This window comes from Natronosalvus caseinilyticus (assembly GCF_017357105.1).
Classification (GTDB): domain Archaea; phylum Halobacteriota; class Halobacteria; order Halobacteriales; family Natrialbaceae; genus Natronosalvus; species Natronosalvus caseinilyticus.
On the sequence record NZ_CP071596.1, the window covers coordinates 561,834 to 586,831 of the forward strand.

Annotated in this window: 25 protein-coding genes and 1 tRNA gene; 12 read left to right on the forward strand and 14 right to left on the reverse strand. The window is 65.2% G+C overall.

The window, feature by feature from the left end:
- The first annotated feature begins 187 nt into the window (after positions 1-187).
- The 5 genes from J1N60_RS02745 (at position 188) to J1N60_RS02765 (ending at position 6,336) form a co-directional block, all read left to right on the forward strand.
- Positions 188-1,183 carry a nucleoside hydrolase gene (locus J1N60_RS02745; protein WP_312910501.1) on the forward strand — a complete coding sequence of 332 codons (996 nt, stop codon included), beginning with the start codon at positions 188-190 and terminating at the stop codon, positions 1,181-1,183.
- A gap of 104 nt (positions 1,184-1,287) precedes the next feature.
- Positions 1,288-2,412: a BMP family lipoprotein gene (locus J1N60_RS02750; protein ID WP_312910506.1), complete on the forward strand. Its 1,125-nt coding sequence runs from the start codon at positions 1,288-1,290 to the stop codon at positions 2,410-2,412.
- Between the two features lie 5 nt (positions 2,413-2,417).
- Positions 2,418-4,010 (forward strand): ABC transporter ATP-binding protein, encoded by a 1,593-nt coding sequence (locus J1N60_RS02755; protein ID WP_312910508.1) that lies wholly within the window; start codon positions 2,418-2,420, stop codon positions 4,008-4,010.
- A complete protein-coding gene (locus J1N60_RS02760) occupies positions 4,007-5,275 on the forward strand; it encodes an ABC transporter permease (RefSeq protein WP_312910511.1) in 1,269 nt (422 codons plus the stop codon). Before J1N60_RS02755 ends, J1N60_RS02760 begins: the two co-directional genes overlap by 4 nt.
- Positions 5,272-6,336, forward strand: a complete 1,065-nt coding sequence (locus tag J1N60_RS02765) for an ABC transporter permease (protein ID WP_312910512.1) — start codon at positions 5,272-5,274, stop codon at positions 6,334-6,336. Before J1N60_RS02760 ends, J1N60_RS02765 begins: the two co-directional genes overlap by 4 nt.
- A gap of 45 nt (positions 6,337-6,381) precedes the next feature.
- Here the strand turns inward: J1N60_RS02765 and J1N60_RS02770 are convergent, their stop codons facing one another.
- Positions 6,382-7,599 (reverse strand): GNAT family N-acetyltransferase, encoded by a 1,218-nt coding sequence (locus tag J1N60_RS02770; RefSeq protein ID WP_312910514.1) that lies wholly within the window; start codon positions 7,597-7,599, stop codon positions 6,382-6,384.
- A 433-nt stretch (positions 7,600-8,032) separates the two neighbouring features.
- On the opposite strand from J1N60_RS02770, the gene J1N60_RS02775 reads away from it, so the two are divergent.
- On the forward strand, positions 8,033-8,851 hold the full coding sequence (locus tag J1N60_RS02775) for a mechanosensitive ion channel family protein (protein WP_312910516.1): 819 nt from the start codon (positions 8,033-8,035) through the stop codon (positions 8,849-8,851).
- Between the two features lie 13 nt (positions 8,852-8,864).
- Here the strand turns inward: J1N60_RS02775 and J1N60_RS02780 are convergent, their stop codons facing one another.
- Positions 8,865-9,266 carry a hypothetical protein gene (locus tag J1N60_RS02780; RefSeq protein ID WP_312910518.1) on the reverse strand — a complete coding sequence of 134 codons (402 nt, stop codon included), beginning with the start codon at positions 9,264-9,266 and terminating at the stop codon, positions 8,865-8,867.
- A 200-nt stretch (positions 9,267-9,466) separates the two neighbouring features.
- On the opposite strand from J1N60_RS02780, the gene J1N60_RS02785 reads away from it, so the two are divergent.
- Positions 9,467-9,922 (forward strand): DUF1467 domain-containing protein, encoded by a 456-nt coding sequence (locus J1N60_RS02785; protein ID WP_312910520.1) that lies wholly within the window; start codon positions 9,467-9,469, stop codon positions 9,920-9,922.
- A 102-nt stretch (positions 9,923-10,024) separates the two neighbouring features.
- Here J1N60_RS02785 and J1N60_RS02790 read toward each other — a convergent pair whose 3' ends face one another.
- Both J1N60_RS02790 and J1N60_RS02795 read right to left on the reverse strand, forming a co-directional pair.
- A complete protein-coding gene (locus tag J1N60_RS02790; RefSeq protein ID WP_312910522.1) occupies positions 10,025-11,230 on the reverse strand; it encodes a pyridoxal phosphate-dependent aminotransferase in 1,206 nt (401 codons plus the stop codon).
- The gene (locus tag J1N60_RS02795; RefSeq protein WP_312910524.1) at positions 11,227-11,712 is read right to left on the reverse strand and encodes an Lrp/AsnC family transcriptional regulator; all 486 of its coding nucleotides are present in this window, start codon (positions 11,710-11,712) and stop codon (positions 11,227-11,229) included. Before J1N60_RS02795 ends, J1N60_RS02790 begins: the two co-directional genes overlap by 4 nt.
- Positions 11,713-12,091: 379 nt before the next feature.
- On the opposite strand from J1N60_RS02795, the gene J1N60_RS02800 reads away from it, so the two are divergent.
- Positions 12,092-12,502, forward strand: coding sequence for a DUF7344 domain-containing protein (locus J1N60_RS02800; protein WP_312910531.1), 411 nt, complete (start codon positions 12,092-12,094; stop codon positions 12,500-12,502).
- On the opposite strand, the gene J1N60_RS02805 is transcribed toward J1N60_RS02800, so the two are convergent.
- The 5 genes from J1N60_RS02805 to J1N60_RS02825 all read right to left on the reverse strand — a co-directional run bounded on the left by J1N60_RS02805 (position 12,496) and on the right by J1N60_RS02825 (position 16,019).
- Positions 12,496-13,257 carry a hypothetical protein gene (locus J1N60_RS02805; RefSeq protein ID WP_312910533.1) on the reverse strand — a complete coding sequence of 254 codons (762 nt, stop codon included), beginning with the start codon at positions 13,255-13,257 and terminating at the stop codon, positions 12,496-12,498. The two genes, J1N60_RS02800 and J1N60_RS02805, sit on opposite strands and share 7 nt — an antisense overlap.
- A 167-nt stretch (positions 13,258-13,424) precedes the next feature.
- On the reverse strand, positions 13,425-14,321 hold the full coding sequence (gene gnd, locus J1N60_RS02810; protein WP_312910540.1) for a phosphogluconate dehydrogenase (NAD(+)-dependent, decarboxylating): 897 nt from the start codon (positions 14,319-14,321) through the stop codon (positions 13,425-13,427).
- A gap of 81 nt (positions 14,322-14,402) precedes the next feature.
- Positions 14,403-15,017 (reverse strand): GNAT family N-acetyltransferase, encoded by a 615-nt coding sequence (locus J1N60_RS02815; RefSeq protein ID WP_312910542.1) that lies wholly within the window; start codon positions 15,015-15,017, stop codon positions 14,403-14,405.
- 2 nt (positions 15,018-15,019) lie between these two features.
- Positions 15,020-15,388: a universal stress protein gene (locus J1N60_RS02820; protein ID WP_312910544.1), complete on the reverse strand. Its 369-nt coding sequence runs from the start codon at positions 15,386-15,388 to the stop codon at positions 15,020-15,022.
- A 67-nt stretch (positions 15,389-15,455) separates the two neighbouring features.
- A complete protein-coding gene (locus J1N60_RS02825) occupies positions 15,456-16,019 on the reverse strand; it encodes a metal-dependent hydrolase (protein WP_312910546.1) in 564 nt (187 codons plus the stop codon).
- Between the two features lie 104 nt (positions 16,020-16,123).
- On the opposite strand from J1N60_RS02825, the gene J1N60_RS02830 reads away from it, so the two are divergent.
- Together J1N60_RS02830 and J1N60_RS02835 are read left to right on the forward strand one after the other, a co-directional pair.
- On the forward strand, positions 16,124-16,639 hold the full coding sequence (locus J1N60_RS02830; RefSeq protein ID WP_312912525.1) for a metallophosphoesterase: 516 nt from the start codon (positions 16,124-16,126) through the stop codon (positions 16,637-16,639).
- Positions 16,640-17,173: 534 nt separating this feature from the next.
- Positions 17,174-17,305, forward strand: a complete 132-nt coding sequence (locus tag J1N60_RS02835; RefSeq protein WP_256498863.1) for a DUF7859 family protein — start codon at positions 17,174-17,176, stop codon at positions 17,303-17,305.
- Positions 17,306-17,432: 127 nt separating this feature from the next.
- On the opposite strand, the gene ltaE is transcribed toward J1N60_RS02835, so the two are convergent.
- Positions 17,433-18,449, reverse strand: a complete 1,017-nt coding sequence (gene ltaE, locus J1N60_RS02840; RefSeq protein ID WP_312910550.1) for a low-specificity L-threonine aldolase — start codon at positions 18,447-18,449, stop codon at positions 17,433-17,435.
- Positions 18,450-18,633: 184 nt separating this feature from the next.
- On the opposite strand from ltaE, the gene J1N60_RS02845 reads away from it, so the two are divergent.
- Positions 18,634-19,752, forward strand: coding sequence for an aminopeptidase (locus tag J1N60_RS02845; RefSeq protein WP_312910552.1), 1,119 nt, complete (start codon positions 18,634-18,636; stop codon positions 19,750-19,752).
- Positions 19,753-19,831: 79 nt separating this feature from the next.
- Here J1N60_RS02845 and J1N60_RS02850 read toward each other — a convergent pair whose 3' ends face one another.
- The 4 genes from J1N60_RS02850 to J1N60_RS02865 all read right to left on the reverse strand — a co-directional run bounded on the left by J1N60_RS02850 (position 19,832) and on the right by J1N60_RS02865 (position 24,004).
- The gene (locus tag J1N60_RS02850) at positions 19,832-20,923 is read right to left on the reverse strand and encodes a putative sulfate/molybdate transporter (protein ID WP_312910554.1); all 1,092 of its coding nucleotides are present in this window, start codon (positions 20,921-20,923) and stop codon (positions 19,832-19,834) included.
- Between the two features lie 256 nt (positions 20,924-21,179).
- Complete coding sequence (locus J1N60_RS02855; protein ID WP_312910556.1) at positions 21,180-22,787, reverse strand: hypothetical protein; 1,608 nt, start codon at positions 22,785-22,787, stop codon at positions 21,180-21,182.
- A 191-nt stretch (positions 22,788-22,978) separates the two neighbouring features.
- A tRNA-Arg gene (locus tag J1N60_RS02860) sits at positions 22,979-23,082 on the reverse strand.
- Between the two features lie 61 nt (positions 23,083-23,143).
- Positions 23,144-24,004 carry a ParB N-terminal domain-containing protein gene (locus tag J1N60_RS02865; protein ID WP_312910558.1) on the reverse strand — a complete coding sequence of 287 codons (861 nt, stop codon included), beginning with the start codon at positions 24,002-24,004 and terminating at the stop codon, positions 23,144-23,146.
- A 323-nt stretch (positions 24,005-24,327) separates the two neighbouring features.
- Here J1N60_RS02865 and serB point away from each other — a divergent pair, with 323 nt between their 5' ends.
- Positions 24,328-24,978 (forward strand): phosphoserine phosphatase SerB, encoded by a 651-nt coding sequence (gene serB, locus J1N60_RS02870; protein WP_312910560.1) that lies wholly within the window; start codon positions 24,328-24,330, stop codon positions 24,976-24,978.
- The last annotated feature ends 20 nt before the right edge of the window (positions 24,979-24,998 follow it).

Consider the following 24,998-nt stretch of genomic DNA (forward strand, 5'->3'; position numbering starts at 1 on the left):
TGGACCAGCGACTAGTTCTTTGGAGTGTTCTGGCGAGAACGCCCTACTATCCGATTCGTCGTCCGTTCTAATCGGACGGCGTCTGCGCCGTGTACGCGCGTGCTACTCGCGCCAGTTCGTCGAGCAAACACCATCTGACTTCGAAGGTGCGACAGGGTATTCCTCGTCCGCCGCGAACCGTCGGCCGATGAGTGATTCGGACCCGACGCGGATGATCGTCGATACGGACACCGCGGGCGACGACTCGCAGGCGCTCGTCCTCGCGGCCTGCTCGAACCGGGTCGCCCTCGAAGGCGTGACGATCTGTGCAGGGAACGTCCCGTTCGAGTACCAGGTCGAGAACGCGAAGTACACCCTCGACCTCGCTGGGGCCGGCGACGTGCCGGTCTACGAGGGCGCTCGCGAGCCGCTCGAGAAAGAACACGAGTTCGCGGAGTACATCCACGGCGAGGGCGGCCTAGGCGGCGACCTCTTTCCCGAGACGGGAATCCCGTCGGCCGAGGCACACGCCGTCGACTTCATCGTCGAGACCGCCCGCGAGAACCCCGGCGAGATCACCCTGGTCTGCATCGCCCCGCTGACGAACGTCGCCCTGGCGCTCGAGCGCGAACCCGCTCTACCGGAGCTGCTCGACGAAGTGGTGATCATGGGTGGGGCGGTCAATACGCTCGGAAACGTCACGCCCGCGGCGGAGTACAACTTCTGGGTCGACCCCGACGCCGCAGCGGTCGTGATGGACGCCCTCGAGACGACGCTGGTCGACTGGGGGTTGACGCTCCGGGACTCGACGTTCGGCACCGACGTGTTCGAGACGATCGAGGCGATGGACACGCCGCTCGCTGACTTCTACCTGACCGTCACCGACGCCGTCCGCGCGTTCAACCGCCAGTCCGACCACGACGCCCTGGGTGCGGACGTGACGACCCAGCCCGATTCGCTGGCGATCGCGACGGTACTCGAGCCGGACATCGTCGAGGCGGCGAGCACGTACTACGTGGCTGTCGACGACCGGGAGGGGATGACCCGCGGGTACAGCCTGGTCGACGAACTCGGCGTGACCGACGGCGAGGCGAAGACGAGGGTGATCGAGTCGGTCGATGGCGACCGGTTCAGGCGGATGTTGCTCGACGCGTTTCAGTACGAGAATCCCCATCGGAGGGAAGGGGAGGGGAAGGAAGAGTGACCGATCAGTAACTCTCTTCCGCCGAATCCTCAGGTAATTCACGTAAAGTTGCTATCTCCTTTCGAAACCGAATCTATAAACCGGTCGCGTGCACTTGCACGGATATGCAACGACGACGGTTTCTCACGACAGCAGGTGCAGGGGTAACGGCAGGACTGGCCGGGTGTCTCGTCGGCGACGGTGACGGTGGGAACGGAAACGGCAACGGCAACGGCAACGGAAATGATACGACCGACGGCAACGGCAACGGCAACGGTGGCGCCGAATCCGACATCACCGTCGGCATCATCTACTCGACCGGTGGCCTCGGTGACGACTCGTTCAACGACATGGCCCACGCCGGCATCGAGCGAGCGGCGGAGGACTTCGGCATCTCCTACCAGGACGCCGAACCCGACGCCCCCGCCGACATGAACCAGATGCAGCGGAACTTCGCGGGCAAAGACGAGATCGACCTCGTCTGCTGTATCGGCTTCGACCACGCAACCGACCTCGAGGAGAACGCCGCGGAGTTCAGCGACCAGCAATTCGTGCTCGTCGACGCGGTCGTCGAGGCGGACAACGTCGCCAACTACACGTTCCGAGAACACGAGGGCTCCTTCCAGGTCGGTCACCTCGCTGGCCTGTTGACGACGACCGACTACGCCCACGGCGGCGGCGAGACGAACACCGACGAGACCGTCGTCGGCTTCGTCGGCGGCCAGGAGACCGCCCTCATCGATCGATTCGAGGCGGGCTATATCGCAGGCGTTCGCCACGCCGACGACAGCATCGAGACGCCGTCGGCGTACGCCGGAAGCTGGAACGACCCATCCCGAGGCCAGGAGATTGCCAGCGGAATGTACGACGACGGCGCGGACGTCGTCTACCACGCCGCGGGCGGCACCGGTGGCGGCGTCTTCCAGGCCGCCCAATCCGCTGGTCGGTTCGCCATCGGCGTCGACGACGACCAGTCGATCAGCGCCGAGGACTTCAGCGACGTGATCGTCGCGAGCATGGTCAAGCGCGTCGACAACGCCGTCTACGACTCGGTCGAGGCCGTCGTCAACGACGAGTTCGAGAGCGGCATGAACGATCTGGGGCTTGACGACGACGGCAGCGTGAGCGCGACCATCGGCCAGGACTTCGAGGGCGAACTCCCCGAAGACATCGTCGACGCGCTCGAGGAGTCCCGACAGGCGATCATCGACGGCGAAATCGACGTTCCCGACAACACCGACGACCTCTAGACGCGATGGTACCTGACGAGCGCGGGACGGACGGCGAGACGCCGCCGGCGGTGGCCCTCGAGGGGATCACGAAGCGGTTCCCGGGCGTCGTCGCGAACGACGACGTCGACTTCACCGTCGAGCGCGGCTCGATCCACGCCCTGGTCGGCGAGAACGGGGCCGGGAAGACGACGCTGATGAACGTCCTCTACGGGCTGTACGAACCCACCGAGGGGAGGATCCGGATCGACGGCCGGGAGCGAACGTTCGACGACCCCGGCGACGCGATGGCCGTCGGCATCGGCATGATCCACCAGCACTTCATGCTCGTGGACACGATGACCGTCGCCGAGAACGTTGTTCTGGGCGACGAACCGACGAAGTGGGGCGGCCTCGCGACCGACCGCGCCAGAGCCAACGAGGAGACGCGGGCGCTGGCCGACCGCTACGGCTTCGACGTCGACCCGACCGAGCGCATCGAGGACGTCAGCGTCGGCGAACAACAGCGCGTCGAGATCCTGAAGACGCTCTACCGCGGCGCGGACGTCCTGATCCTCGACGAACCGACCGCCGTCCTCACTCCACAGGAGGTCGACGCGCTGCTCGAAGTCCTCGAGGAACTCATCGCCGAGGACAAGACGATCATCTTCATCACGCACAAACTCGGCGAGGCCCTCGAGGTCGCCGACGAGATTAGCGTCCTGCGAAACGGCGAACTCGTCGGGACGGTCCCGGCGGCCGACGCCACCCGCGAGGAACTCGCGCGCATGATGGTCGGTCGAGACGTGCTCCTCGAGGTCGACAAACCCGCCACCACGCGTGGAGACGTCGTTCTGGACGTCGACGGCGTCACGGTCACGGACGAGCGGGGCGTCGTCGCGGTCGACGAGGCGACGTTCCGCGTCCACGAGGGAGAGGTCTTCGGCGTCGCCGGCGTCGACGGGAACGGCCAGTCGGAACTCGTCGAGGCCATCACGGGGCTCCGTCGGACGACCGACGGAACGATCACGTTCGACGGGCGCGAGATCACCGCGTCGCCGCGTCGCGAGCGCATCTCCGCCGGGATGGCCTACGTCGCCGAGGACCGTCAGAAACGGAGCCTCGTGATGGACTACGATCTTCGGCGAAACGGCCTGCTGGGCCGTCAGCACCTCGCGCCGTTCTCGGACGGTCGCGTGATCGACTGGGAGGCGACCAGCGAGTACGTCGACGAGATCATCGCGGAGTACGACGTACGACCACCCGACCCCTCCGCAACGGCGCACTCGCTCTCGGGCGGGAACCAGCAGAAGTTCATCGTCGGCCGCGAGTTCGAACGCGACCCCTCGCTGGTCGTCGCCGCGCAACCGACTCGTGGGGTCGACATCGGGAGCATCGAGTTCATCCACAACCGACTGCTCGACCTCCGTTCGGCGGGGAAAGCCATCCTCCTCGTCTCCTCGAAACTCGACGAGGTGACCCAGCTTTCAGATCGACTCGCGGTGATGCACGACGGTGAACTCGTCGCCGTCGTCGATCCCGACGCCGTCACCGAGGAGGAACTCGGCTTGCTCATGGCCGGCGAACGACCCGACGGACTCGACGTCGACGGCGCTCGAGTCGGGAGGTCGGTGGTATGAGCGGCGACGGCGGTTCGGGTTCGGGTTCGAGTTCGAGTTCGAGTTCGAGTCCCAGCAGCGGTGACGGCAGCGGGGACGGCGGCTGGCGTGAACGCGGCGGAGCAACCCTCGACCGCCTCGTCGACGCCTCGGCGGCCGAACGCGTCGCGATCAGCCTCGCCTCCCTCGTCTTCGCGCTCGTCGTCGGCGCCGTCCTGGTGTTCGTCTCCGGGTTCGTCGCCGAGTGCTCGAGCCCCTTCATCTACCTGCCGGGGCTCGGATACGGCTGTTACAACCCGCTCGAGATGTACTGGACGATCCTGGAGGGGGCGTTCGGCTCGTTCACCGACCTCGGCCAGACGCTGTTGCAGACGACCCTGTTGCTGTTCACCGGGCTCTCGGTCGCCGTCGCGTTTCGCGCCGGCCTGTTCAACATCGGGACGCAGGGGCAGATGGTGCTCGGCGCGCTGGCGACGGCGATGACGGTGCTCACGGTCGGGGAGTTCGTGCCGGATACGCTGGTCGGCTCGCTCGTCGTGATCCCGATCGGGATCGTCGTCGGCGGTTTCGTCGGTGGGGTCTGGGGGATGATTCCCGGCCTGATGAAGGCCTACGCGAACGCCCACGAGGTGATCACGACGATCATGCTCAACTTCGTCGCCGCGGGCGTCGCCTACTGGCTCGTACAGGTCCACATCGGCGACCTGGCGAGCGATTCGGTGCAGACGGAACCGATCCCGGGGGTCGCCCGACTCCCGGCGTCGATCGACGGAAGCCGGTTTTCGCTGATCGCCCTGGTCGGGGCCCTCGCGATCGCCGTCGGCATCGCCCTCCTGTACTCGCGAACCGTCATCGGCTACGATCTGCGCACGAGCGGCATCCAGGAGGCCGCGGCGGAGTACGGCGGCGTCGACGCGAAACGAAACGTCGTCACGAGCATGACGCTATCCGGTGTCCTGGGCGGCATTGCCGGGGCGATATACGTCACGATGGTCCAGTACCGCTGGCAGGCCGGCATCCCGCCGCTCGGCTTCGACGGCATCGCCGTCTCCATCCTCGCCGGGAACAACCCCATCGGCGTGATCCCGGCCGCCCTGCTCTTTGGAACCCTCAAGACCGGCAGCGTGGCGGTCGACCTCTCACTCGGCATCCCGAACGAACTCGTCGAGGTGCTCAGGGGATTGATCATCCTCTTCATCGCCATGCCCGAGTTCTTCCGCCTACTCGGCAAGCACTACGGATTCGGCAGCGAACCCGTCGCGACCGACGGAGGTGAGCGTCGATGAGCGCGCCGACCGTCACCCGTCGACAGGGCCTCGCCATCGGCGCGGGACTCCTCGGCGTGCTCGCGCTCGGCCTCGTCGTCGACGGCGGACGCCAGTTCGTCGGGGAGATTGCCGACGTCGTCAGCATCTCCTATCTCGGCTCGGCGCTCCGGTTCACCGTCCCGATCGCGTTCGCCGCGATGGGCGGCATCTTCGCCGAGAAATCCGGCGTCATCAACATCGGACTCGAGGGGCTGCTCATCGTCGGCGCGTTCAGCTCGATCGCGACCATGTACGCCCTCGGTTCCGACTCCGTCCCGATCGAGCCGAATCCGTGGCTCGCGCTGCTGGGGGCCATCCTCGCGAGCACGCTGATCGCCCTCCTGTTCGCCATCGTCTGCATCGAATTCAAGGCCGACCAGATTATCGCCGGCCTCGCCGTCTGGTTGATCGCGCTGGGCGCCGCTCCGTTCCTCAGCGTCGTCATCTGGGACCGACGAAGCAGTCCGGGGAACGTCGGTACGTTCTCGTCCATCTCGATTCCGGGACTCTCCTCGCTGCCGGGCGTCGGCCAGATTTTCGAGTTCTCGCCGCAGGTGCTGCTCTTGCTCGTGGCCGTCCCCGTCTCGTGGTACCTCCTCAACCGAACCACGTTCGGAATGTGGCTCGAGGCCAGCGGCGAGGACCCCAAATCGCTCGACACGGCCGGCGTCGACGTCCGAAAGGTGCGCTACGCTGGCGTCCTGCTCTCGGGCGTCTACTGTGGCATCGGCGGCGCCGGCTGGGCGCTCAACGTGGGCCAGTTCACGGGCACCGGCGACACCATGATCGACGGCCGCGGCTGGATCGGCCTGACGGCGTACCTGATCGGGAACTACAACCCGGTCGGCGCGTTCCTCGCGTCGTTCCTCTTCGCGGCCCTCGACGCGCTCCAGATCGAACTGCAACAGATCGCAGCCTACGACCTCTCCTCGACGCTCGTTGGTATCATCCCTTACGTCGCCGTCTTAGTCGTGCTCACGTTCGTCGGCCGAACTCGCATGCCGTCGGCCGCGGGCGAACACTACGACTCCGACGAGTAGTCGTTCGCCAATCCGAGTTTTACGTTTCGCGGTTTCGCGTTACGATCAGAACCCGTCTCGCAGGTACACCGCCCGTTCGGGAAACAGCGTCTCGAGCGTCTCGAGCGTTCCCGGAGATGCATCGAGACGGCCCGCGCGCTCGAGTGCTCGAACCGAACGGGCGCCGACGGCGAGTTGTGACAGCGTCGCAACGTCGAGTGCGATGTTTGAGTCCGCCACGGCTACGCGTTCGCAGGTACCATCGCCCCTCTCGACCGAGAGTTCGAACGCCTCGTCGTTCCACGGGGCCAGCGGGTCGTCGACTGCGAGCGTCACGCTACCGTCGACGGTCGGATACGAGAGCGCTGACAGCGCCCGCGAGACGTCGACGATCCGGACCATCGGGCCACCCTCGAGTTCGGTCTCGAGTTCGTCAGGATCGCTCGCGATGTCGAAAAGCGGCGTGTCGGTGGGCAGACGAAGGCGAACGGTCTGGACCTGCGAGTCGTGGTCACGACAGAACGACAGGAGCGCCAGGAACGCCTCGACGTCGGTGTAGGCGAGTTCGGCGACGTCCATCGTCCGGTCGCCCCAGTCGCCGTTGATCGTGTACTCGAGGTAGCCCGCCGGCTCCCCGTCGCGCTCCCAGACGGCGACGAACGGGTCCGTCTCCCAGTTCTCGAAGACGCGGTAGCACCACCAGTCCGCGTCGCGATCGATCGAGAGGTCGTAGCGCGCGGCGTGGCGCTCGTAGACCGGATCGAGAGACTCGTACTCGTCGGCCTCGAGGCGCCGGTATCGGCCGTGTTCGGTGGTTCGTTCCTCTAGGCGCGTCCGGGCGAACGAGAGGTCCGCGGGGTCGCACTCGACTCGAAGCTGGCGGTTGGCCGTCGCCCAGCCGTACTGCTGGTAGAACCGGTGGCGAAACGGCCAGAGGGCGGCGAGCGTCGCATCCCTGTCGCGGTACTCCTCGAGCGAGGCGGCGAGCAGGTCTCGAACGTGGCCGCTCCGACGGTGTTCCGGCGGCGAGGCGACGGAGGCGAGACCAGCCATCGAGTGTTCGTCGCCGCGGACGTGAACGTCGAACCAGTAGTGTTTGCAGACACAGAGCAGGTCTCCATCGCCGTCCGCGAACAGTCCTCGTCGGTCGCCGAGGAGTGCTCGTGGCCGGTCGTGTTCCGCCGGATCGTACGTCGGTGGGCCGTCGGTGGGCGTGAACGCGTAGGAGACGTACTCGTGGAATCGATCGCGCTCGTCCTCGGAGAGTGCCCGATAGATCGTCATAATCGATGAGCGAGAGGCCAGTTCGAAGAATGTTCGTGTCCCATGTGATACTATAACACGCAATCGTTTCTGCGGTATTACAGGTTTTCTCCGAGATCGTCCGAGACGCTAATGGTCGATTACCGAGCGGCCAGTAGACGACCGTTTCGGCCTCGAGCACGAACCGGGTCTCTCCATCTGAACGGCACGCCGTAACCCGGTTTGGTGACGCGGCGAGAGAGCGATTGAAATCCGCAATTGCTATCCGCATCGACCGACGAAAATCGCGAGTCGAGGACGACACGGCCAGTGCCAGTCTCGCTCGTTCCGATTCCGGACGCGCGCTCTCGAAGAGGTACGTCTTGGTTGCTGAGTGGAGGACGACGCCGGAAACAGGATATTTCCATCGAGAGCGACGTCTAGCGTAAAGTCGGGTGAGGACCACCGTTCGGGTATGGTTCACACACAACCCGCACAGGTAACGGTTCCCGACTGGCTCCAGGATCCGATCGCTGAACTGGTGACGTTCCTGCCGCGACTGGTTGGCGCGTTGGTCATCCTGTTCATCGGCTGGATCATCGGCCGCCTCGCCGGCCGCGTCGTCATGCGAATCGCCGACGGCATCGAACTCGACCGCATGGTGCTCGAGACGCCACTGGGACGCATCCTCGGCGGAACAGAACAGGCCGTCTCGAGAACCTTCGGCAAACTGGCGAAGTGGTTCGTGTACGCCCTCGCGATTCTCGCGGCCGCGAACGCCCTCGCGATCGCACTCCTGTCGGAGTGGATCTCGACCGCGGTCTCGTACCTGCCGGCGTTCATCGCGGGCCTGCTCGTCATCGTCTTCGGGTTCATCGTCGCTGACTTCGTCGGCGACATGATCGAGCGGACTCGAGCAGCGACCCAGACGGTGTACACGTCCTGGTTCGCCGACGGTGCCCGGGTGTTCCTCTACTTCACGGCCATCGTGATCGGCCTCGGGACGATGGGCATCGACGTTGGCATCCTGCTAGTCTTCGCGCGAGCGCTCGCGTGGGGCCTGGCCGCAGCCGTAGCGATCGGTGCCGGCGTCGCCTTCGGCTGGGGCGGCAAGGACTACGTCGCCGAAAACATCGACCGCTGGATGCGCCGGACGAACTCGATGAAGCCGTCCGATGAATCGTCCGATCAGCGACGGAGCGAGAGTGGTGCTGGAACGGGGAGCGGGTCCAGAACCCGATCGGACCGCGAACCCGGTTCCGAGCCGGGACCCGGAGCGGACTCGGACGACTGATTCCGGACCTCGGTCACTGAACGACCGGCCGCGCCGCTTTCGGCCGGTCCGCCAACGTCGAGAAGAGCGGCTTGACCGGGACGACGACGTACGTCTTCACCAATCGACCGTTAACCGAGCGCCACTTCTCGATACGGGCGACAGCGTAGGCATCGTACAGCGACTCGAGCGACTCGAGCAGCGCGTCGAACGCGGCGGTGTCGAACGTTTCGCGCGGAACGCGGTCGGTGACGACGGCGAGGCGTCGACGCCGCGCGTAGACGTCGAGTCGACCCTCGAACGCGAACTCGGCGTCCTCGATCAGGCCGTGAAGCGCACCCATCGTCGGTGCTGACGATTCCGTCGGCAGGGAGATGTACGCCTGGTACTCGTCCGGCCGTTCCGCGACGTATCGTTTCCACAGGCGTTTCAGCACAGTTCGGTCACCTCGAGTCCGGCGTCGGATTTATCCCCGCCTCTCGTCCGATCACGTACGCTCGCCATCCTTGGCCGTGACTTCTCGCCACCGGTAATACGTCCTTTGTTGTTCGTCGCTCTCGATACCCTGAGAGTCAGTTTTTCGTGACGATAGACGATTCGAGAGAGCTATGTGTAATTGCTCACTACCGCCACGCAATGTCCACTCGTCTCCTCGAGTCGACGCGGTTCGTGACCGTCACGTCGGCAACGTTCGTCGCCGCTGGCGTCGCCATCAGCAGCGGTTGGACTCTGGCCCCCTCGGTCCGATCCATCGCGGCACTGTGTCTCGTCGCGATCGGGCTCGCCGGCATCGCGAGCGAGGTGAGCGAGCGTCCGCTCGAGGGCGTTCACCGGGCGACAGTTCGCTGGTGGGCGGTCGCGTTCGTCACCTTCCTCCCCTACGGACTCGTGGCGGCACCCTCGAGCGAGGGGGCGATGACGGTTGCCGACTCCCTGTCCGCTGCGATTCCGCTCGTCGCGTTCGAAGTCGGTGCCGGGAGCGCGTTCCTGTGTGCGACTGCGGTAACGACGCTCTACGCGATGGCGCGCTACGGCGTTCACCCGGGGCGGCCGCGACCCGAAGAACGGATTCTGGTCGAGGGCGACGACTGACGCGAATTCTCGTCGCGATTCGATTAAGTTGGGTAACGAATTCTCTCGAGGGCGTCACCTACTCGCCACACAGCCACCAGAATGCCGTATACGAACCGGGCTTCAGACGTGCTGGTCGACGAACGACTCGATCCGCGCCAGCGCCTCGCGCAATTCCTCGAGCCCCGTCGCGTACGAGACCCGGAGATGGCCTTCGCCGCCGACACCGAAGACGTCTCCGGGGACGACCGCGACGCCGCGCTCGCGGAGCAGTCGCTCGGCGAACTCATTCGCGATCCCGTCCCACCCGTCGGGCACCTCGGGGAAGACGTAGAACGCCCCCTTCGCCTCGAAACACGGCATTCCGATCTCGCGAAACCGCGAGATGACGAACCGGCGTCGACGATTGTACTGGTCGACCATCGCCTCGACGTCGTCACCACAGGAGTCGAGCGCCTCGAGGGCTGCGTACTGGGCGGTCGTTGGCGCCGAGAGCATGCCGTACTGGTGGACGCGGTTCATCGCGTTGATCGCCCCGCCGGGACCGAGCGCGTAGCCCAGTCGCAACCCAGTCATCGCGTGGGCCTTCGAGAAGCCGTTGCAGACGATGGTGCGCTCGCGCATGCCTGGCAGCGTCGCGATGGACGCGTGAGTGGCGGTGCCGGGGCTGGCGTCGGCGGCGGTATCACGCTCGTCGTAGGTCAATTCGGCGTAAATCTCGTCCGAGAGGACCGCGAGGTCGTGCTCGCGGGCGAACGCGGCGATAGGCTCGAGATCGGCCCGCGACATCACGGCTCCGGTCGGGTTGTTGGGATAGCAGAGAACGAGCAGGTCTGCGGTCTCGGCCCCGGCGGTCTCGAGCGCTTCGACCGTGAGCCGAAAGTCGTCCTCCTCTCGCGTTCGCACGGGGAGTACCTCTCCGCCCGCGAAGGTCACGCCTGGTCCGTAGGAGATGTACGCCGGCTGAGCGACGGCGACGGTGTCGCCGGGGTCGACGAACGCTCGAAAGGCCAGATCGACGGCCTCGCTCGCGCCCGCGGTGACGAGAATCTCCTCGTCGGGGCCGTACTCGAGGCCGAAGCGGTCGCCGACGTACCTCGAGATGGCCTCGCGAAGATCGTACATGCCGCGATTGGCCGTGTAGGAGGTCTTCCCCCGCTCGAGGGACTGGATGGCGGCGTCCCGTGCCGCCCACGGCGCGGAGAAGTCGGGTTCGCCGACGCCCAGGGAGATGACGTCGTCACGCTCCTCGGCGATCTCGAAGAAGCGACGGATACCCGAGGGGCCGACCGCCTGGACGCGTTCGGCTGGCTCGAGGCTCCCGGTCATGGCGACACGGAGAGTCGGTCGTCGTCCTCGCCATCCCCGAGTTCGATCCCGTTCTCCTTGTAGGAGGCCATCACGTAGTGGGTAACCGTCTGGGTGATCTCGGGGACCGGAGCGACCTTCTCGCTGATGAACCGGGAGACCTCGCGGATCGAGTCGCCCTCGACCTCCATATCGAAGTCGTAGTCGCCGCTGATCAGCCGCAGCGCTTTCACCTGCGGGAAGCGAGCGAGTCGTTCGGCAATGTCGTCGTAGCCCGTCTCGCGATCGAGGGTGACGTTGAGTTCGACCTCGGCGCGAACGCGTTCGTCCTCGAGGCGGTCCCAGTCGACGACGGCCTGGTAGCCACGAACAATTCCGGCGGCCTCGAGCGCCTCGATGGCGTCGGCTACCTCGTCCTCGTCGAGGTCGGTCATTCGCGCGATGTCGGCCGTGTCGTATCGCGCGTTCTCACGAAGCAACTCGAGCACCTCGCGTTCGCTCATATCCCTCCGAAGCGCGAGCGCCGGCAAAAGCGTTGTGTCACGTGCAACACCTGACGGCTCGACGAGTTTCGCCGATTTCGTCCTCGAGCGGGCCGGAATCGGCGTTCTGGGGAGATATTCCACATTCGTCAGCGTGTTAATTCGCCAATATTTACCCAACGTGTTTTGGGACAATGTGCATAACGACAGGACTATTTGAGTATCCTATACGCAAGACCGTTGACGATACGGCACTCTCACCGACTCGGGCACCAGGCCCACCACATCGTCAGAGGCCACCATGCTGTCAATGAAAGATACCGTACCCAAAAACGAGACGATCAAACGAGTTGCACGCCACGTCGAGACGTCGGTGCGCCGTTCCAGCCCAGTCACCCTGGTGAAAGGACCCCAGCGGAGCGATTCGACGGACGACCGACCGGCCACCACCGACAGCCCGGACGGTCCACACAACGCCGGCGGACGAGTCCTGGAGACGCCCCGTCAGCGAAAGACGGTCACCTGTCTGCTCGAACATGGGACGACCGGGCCCGTGAAGATGGGGGCCCTCGCCGAACGGGTCGCCGCCCGGGAATACGGGACGACGGTCGCTGACCTCGAGGACGGCCAGCGCGAGCGAGTGTACGTCTCGCTTGCTACGTCGGTCCTCCCGAAACTGGACCAGCACGGGCTCCTCGAGTACGACAAGTCCCGCGGGCTGGTGTACCCGACCGACCAGCTACAGCGGTTCCGTCCACACCTCAGCGCGTCGGTAGGTGAACCGACGGCTACCGCTAACGCGGGTCAGTAGTTCTTGAACAGGAGCGCGCGCACGTCGTCTTTCGTCTGCACGTCCTCGGTGGAGTCGTCGGGGAGCGTAACCCGGTAGCGATAGTCCGCAGCGGGTGATTCGTCCCACTTGTCGTCGTGGGTCTCGAGGAGGTTCATCATCTTGTTCAGCATGTCGTCGTCGTCGGCGGCGCCGCTGCTGTCGCCCGCATCCTCGTCTTCGTTTTCGTCGTCTGCGTCTCCGTCCGCCTCGTCTTCGTTCTCGCTGGTATCCTCGTCCTCGGTATCGTCCTCGTCGTCGTCATCGTCCACGCTCTCACCGTCACCCTCGCTGGCGTCGACATCGTCTGTGTCCTCGTCGTCCCCGGTGTCGTCATCGCTCGAGTCCTCGGTTTCGGCATCTGCATCCGACTCGGGTTCCGCCGAGTCCGCATCGGTGTCGCCGTCACCCCCGTCGTCGGTAGCGCTCGTCTCCGCCTCCTCGTCGTAACTGACTTCCGCCACCTCGTCGGACCCATCAGCCTGCGAGCCCGACTCGATCGCCGACTCGACGGCCGCCACCACGTCGTCCGTCGCCGTTCGACCCGGGGTGTCGGTCTCGAAGTCGACCTCGAGACCGTCTTCACCGTCCTCGCCCGCTTCGAGATTGTCGATCAGAAACTGGATCGCGTCGCGTTCGCGCACGAAGCCGTACCTGCCGACGACGTCCTCGGAGATGGCCGCTCGCAATCGCTGGATCACCGCGTACTGTTCGTCCGTGACCTCGACTGTCTGCATACCTGACCGATGTGGCGAGGGGTACATATAGGTGGGTGCGTCAGTCGGTGAGCGTTTCGAGCTGTCGGGCTGACAGGTCTGCAAAACGCCAGCTCACCAGCGCACTAACGCGCTAAATAGCCAGAACGCCAGAACACCGCGTCGGCGACTTCCGCCCCTCAAACCGCCTACCGCCGCTGAACCTCGTGGCGACCGAACCCGTACCGCAGACGATTCGCGAGCCGCCTCGAGAACCGTCCCTCGTCCGCCCGCGAGCCGTACCGCTCGGCGAGCGCCGTGTAGATCAGCGGGAGAGGGACCTCCTGCTCGAGAGCCTCCTGGACGGTCCAGGTGCCCGTCGAGCCGCCCTCGATCCGGTCGGCGACGTCGCCCAGGTCGGCCCCCTCCTCGCGGAACGCCTCCTCGCAGAGTTCGAGCAGCCAGGACCGGATGACCGCGCCGTTGTTCCACACCGAGGCGACAGCCTCGAGGTCGAGGTCGAACCGGCCCTCGTGGAGCAGTTCGAAGCCCTCGCCGTAGGCCTGCATCAGCGCGTACTCGACGCCGTTGTGGACCATCTTGACGTAGTGACCCGACCCCGACGGCCCCATCCTGGCGTGGCCCGCCGGCCCCGTCGCCACGGCGTCGAACGCCGGGGCGAGTTCGTCGTAGGCCCACTCGGGGCCGCCGACCATGAGCGAGAAGCCGAGTTCGGCGCCGGCAGGGCCCCCGGAGGTGCCGCAGTCGAGGTACGCCGCCGGACAGGACTCGGCGCGCCGAAGCGTGTCGTGGAAGTTCGAGTTGCCGCCGTCGACGACCACGTCCTCGGCCTCGAGGCGGGGCTCGAGCGTCTCGAGGGTCGCGTCGACGGGTGCGCCCGCGGGAACCATTAGCCAGACTCGCTTGTCCTCGCCGAGCTGGTCACACAGGTCGTCGATCGAGTCGGCGGGGCTGGCCCCCGCGGCGGCCGCGGCATCGATCGCGTCCTCGTCGAGGTCGAAGGCGACGACGTCGTGGCCCGCGGCGAGCACTCGGTCGACGACGATCCGGCCCATCCGTCCGAGTCCGATTACGCCCAGTTGCATGGATAGGCGTGCGCGCAGGGGCGTGGTAGGGGTTGCGGTTTCCCGTCGAGCGTCGATACGGCTTCCGTCGCGAGCAGGGCGCTACGGCTTCCCGTTGCGAGCGAGGTGGATCGACATCTCCTGTTCGAAGCTCTCGGTCCCGCACAGTTCGAAACCGACGCGTTCGTAGAGCGCGATGGCCGGGCCGTTCCAGCGCTCGACGGTGAGCCAGACCCACTCGACGCCGCGTTCGGCCGCGTGTCCGAGCAGGTGCTCGAGCAACTGGGTTCCGATGCCGCCGCGCTGGTAGGCCTGCAGGACGAAGATCGCCAGTTCCCACTCGACCTCGCTCAGATCCTCGACCGTCTCCGGGTCGTCGACGTCTGGAACCAGCGTCGCGTGACCGATCACCCCTTCCTCGTGTCGCGCGACGACGTTGATCCCATCCTCGAGCAACGGCTCGAGCCACTGGCGGATGCGGTCCTCGCCGGTCGGCGGGATACCCTGAGCGCGGTCGGCGGGGTCGAACTGCACGTACATTCGGGTGAGCGCCTCGAGCGCTCCGTCGGCCGGTTCGGGCCCGGTACCGAGGCCGAGGTCGAGTGGCCCGATCTCGATGTCTCGCCCATCCGGATCGGTGTAGGTCGTCGGCGGCGTCGAGAACGGGCCGGCCGGTTCGTCCGGGTACACTCGTCGTTGTCTCTCAGTCTTCGTCATCGTTATCGAACGAGTTTGACGGTCATCGTCGCGTTCAACAGGACGAACTCGGTGATCGGCCCGAGGCGAACTTTCCCCATCGGACTCCTGGTCCCGCCGCCGATCACCAGCTGGTCGACGTCCTCGCGCTCGGCCAGGGCGACCAGCGAGCTCCCGGGATCGCCCTCGAGCGTCCGGATTTCGGCGTCGATCCCGGCCGCCACGAGTCGTTCCTGGGCCAGCTCGTGCATCTCCTCGACCGTTCGGTCCGCCTCCGGCTTGTCGAGGACGGCGACGAGCAGGTCGTCGCCCACCTCGGTGACGCGCTCGATCGTCGTCTCGAGCGTCTTCACCGACTCGTCGCTTCCGTCGAGTCCCAGCAGGACGTGCATGCGTTCGTGTGCGACGCCCCGGTGGAAAACCGTTGCGCCGGTTCCGTCGGTTTCGCCGCAGATCCCGTCAGCGCGAGGGGTGTTCGCGCTCGTCGGAAGCCCATCCGAGCCAGTCCGTCACGAGGTCGAGTCCCGGATAGCCGTCCGCGCGCCAGACGACCAGGGCCGCCGCAGCGAGCACGAACTCGAGCAGGAAGTAGGGGTCGCCCAGGGAGCTGGAAAACAGCTCGAGGATGCTCGGTGGGCCCTCCTCGTATGGCTCGACCGGGACGACCGGCCACAACAGATACCCGAATGCTTCGGCGCCCCAGAGCGCTGGCACGGTGTCGGCGAGGAGGTGTGAAAACGCGCCGATAGCGAAGGCGACCGCGTAGGTCGGACGGTCGTACCGGCTCGCAATGGCGAAGACGGCGAGCGAAACCGGGAGCACGAACAGCAGGGAGTGTGCCAGCGATCGGCCCGTCGGAAGCATCGTCGCGTACCAGGCGAGCGGTTTGTCGATCAGGTCGGGAAACTGGCTGCCGACGAGGACGCAGACGACCGCCACCGCGCTCGGGACCCGCGCCGGGTGACGGCGCGTCCAGAGCGAGTACAGGAGGTAAGCGAGGGCGGCGTGTCCGAGTGGCCACATGCGTACTGTCTCGTCCGAAGATGGGGACGAGTATAAACGATGCGACTGCAGGCGTCCGGTCGATGTCGAAACAGTGGTACTCCCTCGCGGCCTACCGTGTCCCGATGCTCGCTATCTTCTCCGACACGCACAGCACCGGCGGTCACAACCTCGAGGGCGCGGCGCTCGAGGCCGCCCGCGAGGCCGACGCCGTGATCCACGCCGGCGACTTCACCAACGTTGGGGTTCTCGAGGCGTTTCGCTCGCTCTGCCCCGTCTTCTATCCCGTCCACGGCAACGCCGACGACGCGACCGTCACCGAACAGCTACCGCCCGTTCGAATCGTCGACTGTGAAGGAATCCGGATCGCGGTCACGCACCGACGCGACGGCGGCGACGTCGGCCTGGCGATGTTCGGCCGCTCACGCGAGGCGGACGTCGTCGTCTCGGGACACACCCACCGCCCGTCGGTGGTCGACGCGGAGGGCGTCCTGTTGCTCAATCCCGGAAGCCACGCTCAGCCACGCGGAAACCGGCCGGGGTTCGCGACGCTCGAGCGAGACGAGGACGAGACGGTTCGTGGCGAACTTCGAGAGCCGGATGGTACGTTACTCGAGTCGTTCGCGCTCGAGTCGGAGTGAGCGAGAGCGGGGCAAGAGTGTAAACGAAACCAGGAGTGCGAACGGAAAGGAGTCGTAGCGGGGACGAGAGGGAGATGGGAACGGAAGCGAAGGAAGGAGCGGGACCAGGAACTGAGGAGGACGCGACGTACGTGAGAAAATCCAAACGACCACGGGGGAGGGCACGCGACTGTGAACGAACGGCGGTTCGGGCGACCGCCGAAGCATCAGAGGGGACGAGTAGGGCCGACCGTGAGTGGTCGGTCGGTCGATCGGTCGGTCAATTGTGACTTCCGCGCTGGGGGAGAGCGCTAGGTCGGCCCCGGACGGTGGGTGGACTGTACCGGTCGCACCAGTGGATGTCACGGGAACGTGTGCGACCGAAGTCCATCATCACCTACGTGTCGGGTATAAAAAGACTCACCGCAAGCTAAAAAATCGATTTTAGCTATCCGGTTTCCAGCCCCAAAGCCAGTTCTCGGCCTACAGGTCCTCGAGTCTCACCGTCCTCGAGGCGTCGAAACGGTTTTGCGACCGCCCGTGTAACCACGACGTATGTTCGACCTCATCCCCGACGATCCGGTCATCATCGCGATGGTAGTCATTTTGCTGTCGCTCATCTTCTTTCTCTACCTCCTGCTTCGCCGGACCGTCCTCGAGTTTCGAGATGGGATGGAGCGTCGGTAGCGCCGTTTCTCCCGACTGACTGGCGTCGGGAGCTGATTCACCCGGGAGATGAAACCGCGGAGCGACTGGTGCTCGAGAGTCGAAAATCGATGAGTGACACCAGTATCGACGGATGGGTGAACACGACCTAGACGAGCGCCCCGGCAACCTGTTCGACCGCTCGCTCGACGTCCTCGCGCGAGACGTCTCGATGGGTACAGCACCGAATCGTCGTCGGCCCGAACGCGGTCGCCAGCACGTCGTGCTCGCGCAGGCGCTCGAGGACGCTCTCGACGTCCAGTCCCGTCCCGGTGACGTCGACGACGACGATATTGGTCTCCGGTTCGGGCGCCGACAGGCCCGCAACGTCGTCCAGCCCCGACGCCAGGAGGCGGGCGTTGTCGTGGTCGGCCTCGAGGTCGTCGACGTTCTCGAGGGCCTGCAGGCCGGGATCCGCGATGATTCCGGCCTGGCGCATTCCGCCGCCGAAGAGTTTTCGCGTTCGGCGCGCGCGCTCGACGAAGTCGGCGTCGCCGGCGAGCATCGAGCCGACGGGGGCGCCGAGCCCCTTGGAGAGACAGAACATCACGGAGTCGACGTGCCGAGTGACGTCGGTGACGTCGACGTCGAGGGCCGTCGCAGCGTTGAACACGCGCGCGCCGTCGAGGTGAACCGCGACGTCGCGCTCGCGGGCGGCCTCGGCAGCCTCGGCGATCCGGACCGGTTCGATGGCCAGTCCCCCGCGCGCGTTGTGGGTGTTCTCGAGGCAGAGTAGCCCGGTTCCGGGGCGATGGAGGTCCTCCGCGACGTAGCCCGCCTCGACCTGGTCGGCTGAGGGAACGCCGCGCTCGCCGTCGACCATCCGCACCTGGACGGCGGCGTGCTGGGCCATCCCGCCGAGTTCCCACTTGACGACGTGGCTCTCCCGGTCGGCGAGTACCTCCTGGCCACGCTCGGTGTGTTCGCGGACGGCAATCTGGTTGCCCATCGTCCCCGTCGGCACGTAGAGGGCCGCCTCCTTGCCAACGAGGTCGGCGGCGCGCTCCTCGAGTTCGTTCACCGTGGGGTCTTCGCCGTAGACGTCGTCGCCGACGTCGGCGTCGCGGGCGGCGTCGCGCATCGCGTCGTCGGGTTTCGTGACCGTGTCCGAGCGCAGATCGATCATGGTAGGTATCCGTTTCGTCTCGCCGAAGAAATAGGCGACGCTCCCGGTCGGTGCCGGGTGAACGCGTCGCGACCCATCGGTTTCGGCTGCCCGCACCTCGAGTGGCGTCTCGCTGGTTCGGTTGCCAGTATCTCGAGTGGACCGGAACGAAAGGATATTCGACTTCTAATCGAAATAGCCGAGCATGGATCCGCGAATCCGCGAGCACGCACAGATCATCGCCGACCACTCCGTGGACCTCCAGCCCGGCGACAACGTCGTCATCGACGCCCACCCCGTCGCGGAGGACCTGGTCGTCGCCCTCCACGAGGTCGTCGGCGACGCCGGCGCGAACCCCCTCACGACGAGCAAGCGGGCGGGCAAACGTCAGCACCGGGCGTTCCTTCGCGCGGCGGCAGACGGCGACGGTGACGGTGACGACCTCGAGTTCGACACCCCATCACACGAACTCGCGCTGATCGAGAACACGGACGTCTACATCGCGATCCGCGCGGGCGACAACGCAACCGAGACCAGCGACGTCGATCCCGAGGTCAGCGCGGCCTACACACAGGCCTACCGCCCCGTCCAGGACGAGCGCCTCTCGAAGCGCTGGTGTCTCACACAGTTCCCCGCGCCCGCGAACGCACAACTGGCCGAGATGTCCCGCGACGGCTACGAGAACTTCGTCTGGGACGCCGTCAACAAGGACTGGGACGCCGTGCGCGAACACCAGCAACAGATGGTCGAGATCCTCGACCCCGCCGAAGAGGTACACATCGTCAGCGGCGACACGACGGACGTAACGATGTCAGTCGCCGGGAACACGACGCTCAACGACTACGGCGAGCACAACCTCCCCGGCGGCGAGGTGTTCACCGCACCCGTCCCCGACAGCGTCGAGGGCGAGGTGCTCTTCGACATGCCGCTGTATCACCAGGGACGGGAGATCACCGACGCGTACCTCGAGTTCGAGGGCGGCGAGGTCGTCTCCCACGCGGCCGAGAAGAACGAGGACCTGCTGACGGAAGTGCTCGAGACGGACGACGGTGCTCGCCGACTGGGTGAACTCGGCATCGGCATGAATCGCGACATCGATCGCTTCACCTACAACATGCTGTTCGACGAGAAGATGGGCGATACGGTTCACATGGCGGTCGGTCGCGCCTACGACGAGACCGTCGGCGAGGGTAATGAGGCGAACGACTCCGCGGTCCACGTCGACATGATCGTCGACATGAGCGAGGAGTCGTTCATCGAGTTGGATGGCGACGTCGTACAGCGAAACGGGACGTTCGTGTTCGAGGACGGCTTCGAGGCGTGAGCTGAAACGTTTTGGTCCATCTTTTGTGAGCGAGTCACGAAGTGACGTGCGTCGCAGGAGCGACGAGCGAGACGACCAATCAGCGTTCGCTCGAGATGCGTCGATAGGCCAGGTGAACGACGATTCCGACGACGAACGCGAGTCCGATGTTCGTCGCCAGCGCCAGAAGCCCAATCCCGACCGACAGCGGGAGGTGTTCGGACTGGCGAACGCTCGAGCCCAGCGTGACGGCGACGACGACCAGCAAGACCCCGAGAATCGCGAGCGGAAACGCCTCGAGCAGGGTCGCCGAGGCGAAGACGGCGGCGCCGAGGTAGAACCCGCCCAGGATGACGTTCGCACCGCCAGATCGCGCGCCGAACGTGTACTTTCCGGCGACGCCGTCACAGCCGTGGCACATCGGGATGCCGCCCGCCGGAATCGCGAGGAGGTTCGTCGCTCCCATGCTCGTCGCCAGTTCGTCCGGCGAAACCGTCTCGTCGAAGAGGTCGGCGACGAGCAGCGAGGTCGCCAGCGCCGCGTTGCCGATGGTCATCGCGAGCTGGGCGAACGCCCCGTCGACCGCGGCTCTCGAGACCGACTGGCCGAGCGGCGGGACGGGCGGTGGGCCGGGCCATCGGGGCGAGGGCACGCCGGCAACGACGAGGGCCACTCCCAGTCCAACGATCAGCACCACGAGTGCGCTGGATCGTCTGTATCCGAGCACGACGGCCGTCGCGACGATCGCCACGCCGACGCCGGCGAAGACGACGTCCTCGAGCGCGAGGTGAACGCCGGTCTCCAGGAGGAGCAACCCGACCGCGAACTGGACCCCGCGGATGACTGGTTCGCCGATCCACCGCTCGACGCTCGCCAGCGTCCCGGTGACGCCGATAGCGAGCAGGACGACGCCGAGAAGCAATCCCGCGAGGGCGAGCTCGCCGTAGGTCATCGCGCCCGCGATTGCGAGGGCCGCGAGCGCCTTCATCGGTTCGACGGAGATCGGGAGTCCGTACCTCAGCCCCCAGACGATCTGGAAGACGCCGAAGGCGACCAGGACGTGTGGCAACGAGATCGACGTGACGAGCGCCAGCGCGACGACCAGCGGGAGGACCGTAATCGAATCTCCTATCGCTCCCGTTACCTCGTTCGACGTGAACTCGAGGTGACTCGAGCGGACGCCTGGCGCCATTCTCAGACCGTAAGTACGCAGCGTTTTTATATATGTCTAGAAATCGAACACGATAGTATTGGCTGCCGAAGGTAACTATAATTGGTTATCTCGCCTCTCCGATCCGTGGTCCTACTGGTCAGCAATGTTGTGCCGAAGCTGACGCCAGTGTCGGTGTGATTCCGGAGACAGTCAGTCGTCGATCGAGACCACGTTAATCTGTGTATCGCGGTCACAGATACGGTCGCCAATCGTGGTTCGATAGGACGGCCGATCGTCAATCCTGCCTGCGGAAGCCGAGCGCGAACGCCAATTCTGACGGGGATTCGAACTCGAAGGAGTTCGATTCGTCGAGGTACTCGTTCGCTCGATTTCGGTGGTCCTCTGCAGCACCGTAATTTCCGTTCCGGGCCTCCCGAGCCATGTCGATCGCCTCATCGGCCGCCGACTGGAGCGTGTCGATACGGGTGTGTGACTCCGAAAGAAGGGACATTGCGTCTGTCTCGTCCTTCAGACCGTCGACGAGATTCTTCGAACGATCGATCTGTGTCTTCGCTTTCCCCAGTTCGTTGTACGCGTCGACGGCGTATTCCTCCGTCGCGATCAGGTCCTGGTCGCTCCACGCATCTATCGCTGCACTCCAGGATCGAGTGCCGTCACCGAACGGTCCGATCGAATCCGCGTATCGCTCGACCGCTTCTATCCGTATATCATAATTCGGGATCCGATCCTCAATCTCGTTGCTCATGATGTGTGCTGGCTCGTCGTCGTGAGTCAATCCGAGCGTGTGGCCGAGTTCGTGTTTCAGCGTCGAGGTCAACCACTCCGGCCGGTACCCCTCTACGATTCGGACCTCTGCAGTTTCCGGCGCTCGACCCCGAACGAGTGGCGCACAGCCAGCGATGTTTCCCGTATGTTCCCCACACCTGTCGATTTCTTCGACGAGAACGATCATTATGTCTGGATCACCGGCATTGGCACGGAACTCGTAGGAAACGTCGAATTCGGTGAAATTCGACGCATACACGTCCCAGTATTCGAGTGCGTCACGGACGATATCATGAATGTCGTGACGAGCGGGAACACGTTGCTCGAGACCGACTGTAAGCGTCTCCTTTCGCCACGGGTTGGGGTTTTCGACGGTAATAGTCGATGACGTCGCGTCGTTGCTTGTTCTAACTTCGACGACGTGTACGCCGTGTTCGGTGCGTTCCGCCCCGACGGACACGTCAATCTCCGTCATGGCGCCCGCGTCGGCCTCGATTGATCGTCGACTCACTTCAGTACCAGCAAACGAAACCGTCATCGTATCTTCCCCGGGACGTTCGCCGACGTTAGTCACCGCCACCACAATATCGATCGATTCGTCGTGATTCACCTCCGATGGAAGACGCACATTATCTATATCGAACGCTGCCGGCTCCGGTTCCCTTTCGATCGTAACTGACCTTCGTTCGACATCGTCCGCTGTCGATACTTCGATTTCGTGTACCCCACTGTTATGAGCTGCTGCATCGAGAGTGAACATCGTTCTAACCGTCTCCTCGGGCTCGAGCGAGACCTCACCGGTATCGATAACAGTACCCGAAAACTCGAGGGTCACCGTGTCGTCACCGAGCTTTCCTCCAGTGTTCGTCACCATAGTGTCGACCTCGAGCACGTCGTCGTACGCGACGCGTTCGTCGCTGTCGAATTCGGTAATCTCGAACGTTGGTGGATCGGGTTCGCCGCTGCCAGTAGACGTGTCTTTGACACCCGTCTCCGCGCCGTCGCTCGCGTCATCTCCTTCGGTCGTTTTCCCGCTACGTTCTCCGACGCTCGAGCAACCCGAAATCATCGTTGCACCCGTTACCCCTCCAGCGAGCAGAACATCCCGGCGGTTCATTAGACACTGGTTAGATTACGTACACATATAGATTGGCCACAGGAACTATACGTCACCACGGTGCCACGCACTTGATGCGGTAGATCAAGGGGCACGATGGGATTCGAACCACGGTCACAGCAAAGCTGCTCCCTGATTCGAACCCATCGTGGTTCGTGATTCGCTCCTCACGTCCGTTCGTCGCAGAATCACGGGCACGATGGGATTCGAACCCACGACCGTCGGATGTCTTCCCCCACCGCAACCGCGACGGGGATAGAAGTCCGACGCTCTATCCAGACTGAGCTACGTGCCCTCGAGTCCCTGTCGTCTGTCAACCAGTATAAGCAGTGGGGATTTCGACGGACGAAACGCGTCTATCGAGCCCACGCGTGACCGCCTACCGACCCCTCCGGTCGACGCTCCGACCTCGAGTCCAGATCCAGGAGGTCGGGATGATCACCCGCATCGGCTCCCGTCAGGACCACCCGGTCGCGGCGGCGTTGCCACCGTCGATGGCGAACGGAGACGCGAACCGGAATCGTCTCGAGTCCGAGTAACTGCGCGACGGCCAGGCGCTCGAGCCCGTCGTGTAGGATCCACCGGCCGTCGCGACCGACGTCGACCCGAATCTCGCCCGTCGCGGCCGGAAACGACGGATAGGGATCGACGATCGATCCTTCCTCGAGAACCGACAATCGCCCGTCGCGACGGTCGCTGATCCGCGGACAGCCCTGGGTTGCGAGGTCGGCGAGGTACCACTCGAGTGCGCTCCGGTCGCCGGACGAGGTTGTCCGGTCGAGCACCGGGAGTGCTCGCGGGTTCGCACCCTGGTCACTTTCGGGTCGAGGGCCGCCGTCCGCGGCAACGGCGAGCGGGTCGCCCGCGAGTGGCGACGACGGACACCTCTCGCCAGTGAACCACTGGACGACGCGACGATAGCGATCGATTTCCCTGACCCGGGCGCTCTCGAGGTCCCACGTGCCGGGGACGACGGCGGGCACGTGCGTCGGCGACTTCGACTCGAGCGCTCTGCGCTGGGGTGGCTCGAGGACGTATCGTATCCGATCCGGAGCGACGTCGACGACGCGAAACGGGTCGATCGGGGCCGCGTAGTGCCGGCCGCAGGTCCACCAGGTTTGGAACCGAATGCGCTGTCGGTGGTACCGACGAACGATCGAGATTGCGGCGTGCTCACCGACGAATCGAGAAACGAACCCCGAGTCGGCCCACCACATCGAATGCGTAGGCCTCGAGCAGGAGCGTAAGTAATCGGGGGATAGACGCCGGTAGCGCATCCGTACCGTCGGGCGAGCCACACTGCGAGCGTCGCTGGTACCGCTCGCTGTCCGGCGTCGCGGAGACGAACGTGACGAGGTTCCGGTCGTCGAAGGTCCGACGAGCCGGCACCGAACGGCGTCGCTCGAGTCGGTCGGACGCGTTCCAGCGACCCCGTCACTCCAGCGACTCCGTCACCGGAGTCCGTCTCCCTCGCGGTGCGTGTCGACCAGACTCGCGGGAACCTGAACTGGTTTATCCCGGGACTGGCAATCGAGGAGTGATGCGCGAAACGATCGTTGCGTTCGACTTCGACGGCACCCTCTCCGACTCGGAGATGACCGTCCTGCTGGGGGATCGACTCGGCGTCGCCGACGAAATGACCGAGATTACCGAGCGAGCGATGAACGACGAGATCGGCTACGCCGAGAGCCTGCGCTCGCGGGCGGCCCTGCTCGAGGGACTCGAGCGCGACGAGGTCGAGGCCGCGTACGCGAGCGTGGTCCTCCGCGAGGGGGCGGCGGGTCTGATACGGGACCTGAACGAAGCCGGGATCACGACGGCGATTCTCACTGGCGGCTTCCAGCGCGGCGTCGAAGCGGCCCTCGAGCGTGACGGTACGAGGGTCGATCACGTCGTGTCGAATCGCCTGCCGCTCGACGCTGACGGCGAGGCGCTGACCGGCGACGTCAAGGGCCCGCTGATCGAGGGGACGAAAGACGACGCACTGGCGAACCTCGCCGAAACCGTCGACGTCCCGCTCAAGTCGACGGTCGCCGTCGGTGACGGGGCGAACGACCTGCCGATGCTTCGGGTGGCCGGCCTCGCTATCGGCTTCGATCCGAAGCCAGCCGTCGAGCCCCACTGCGACGTCGTCGTGACGTCTATGGACGGCGTTCGCTCGGAACTCCGTAAGGCAGACATACTCGAGTGATCGTTCGGGTGCTCATCCCT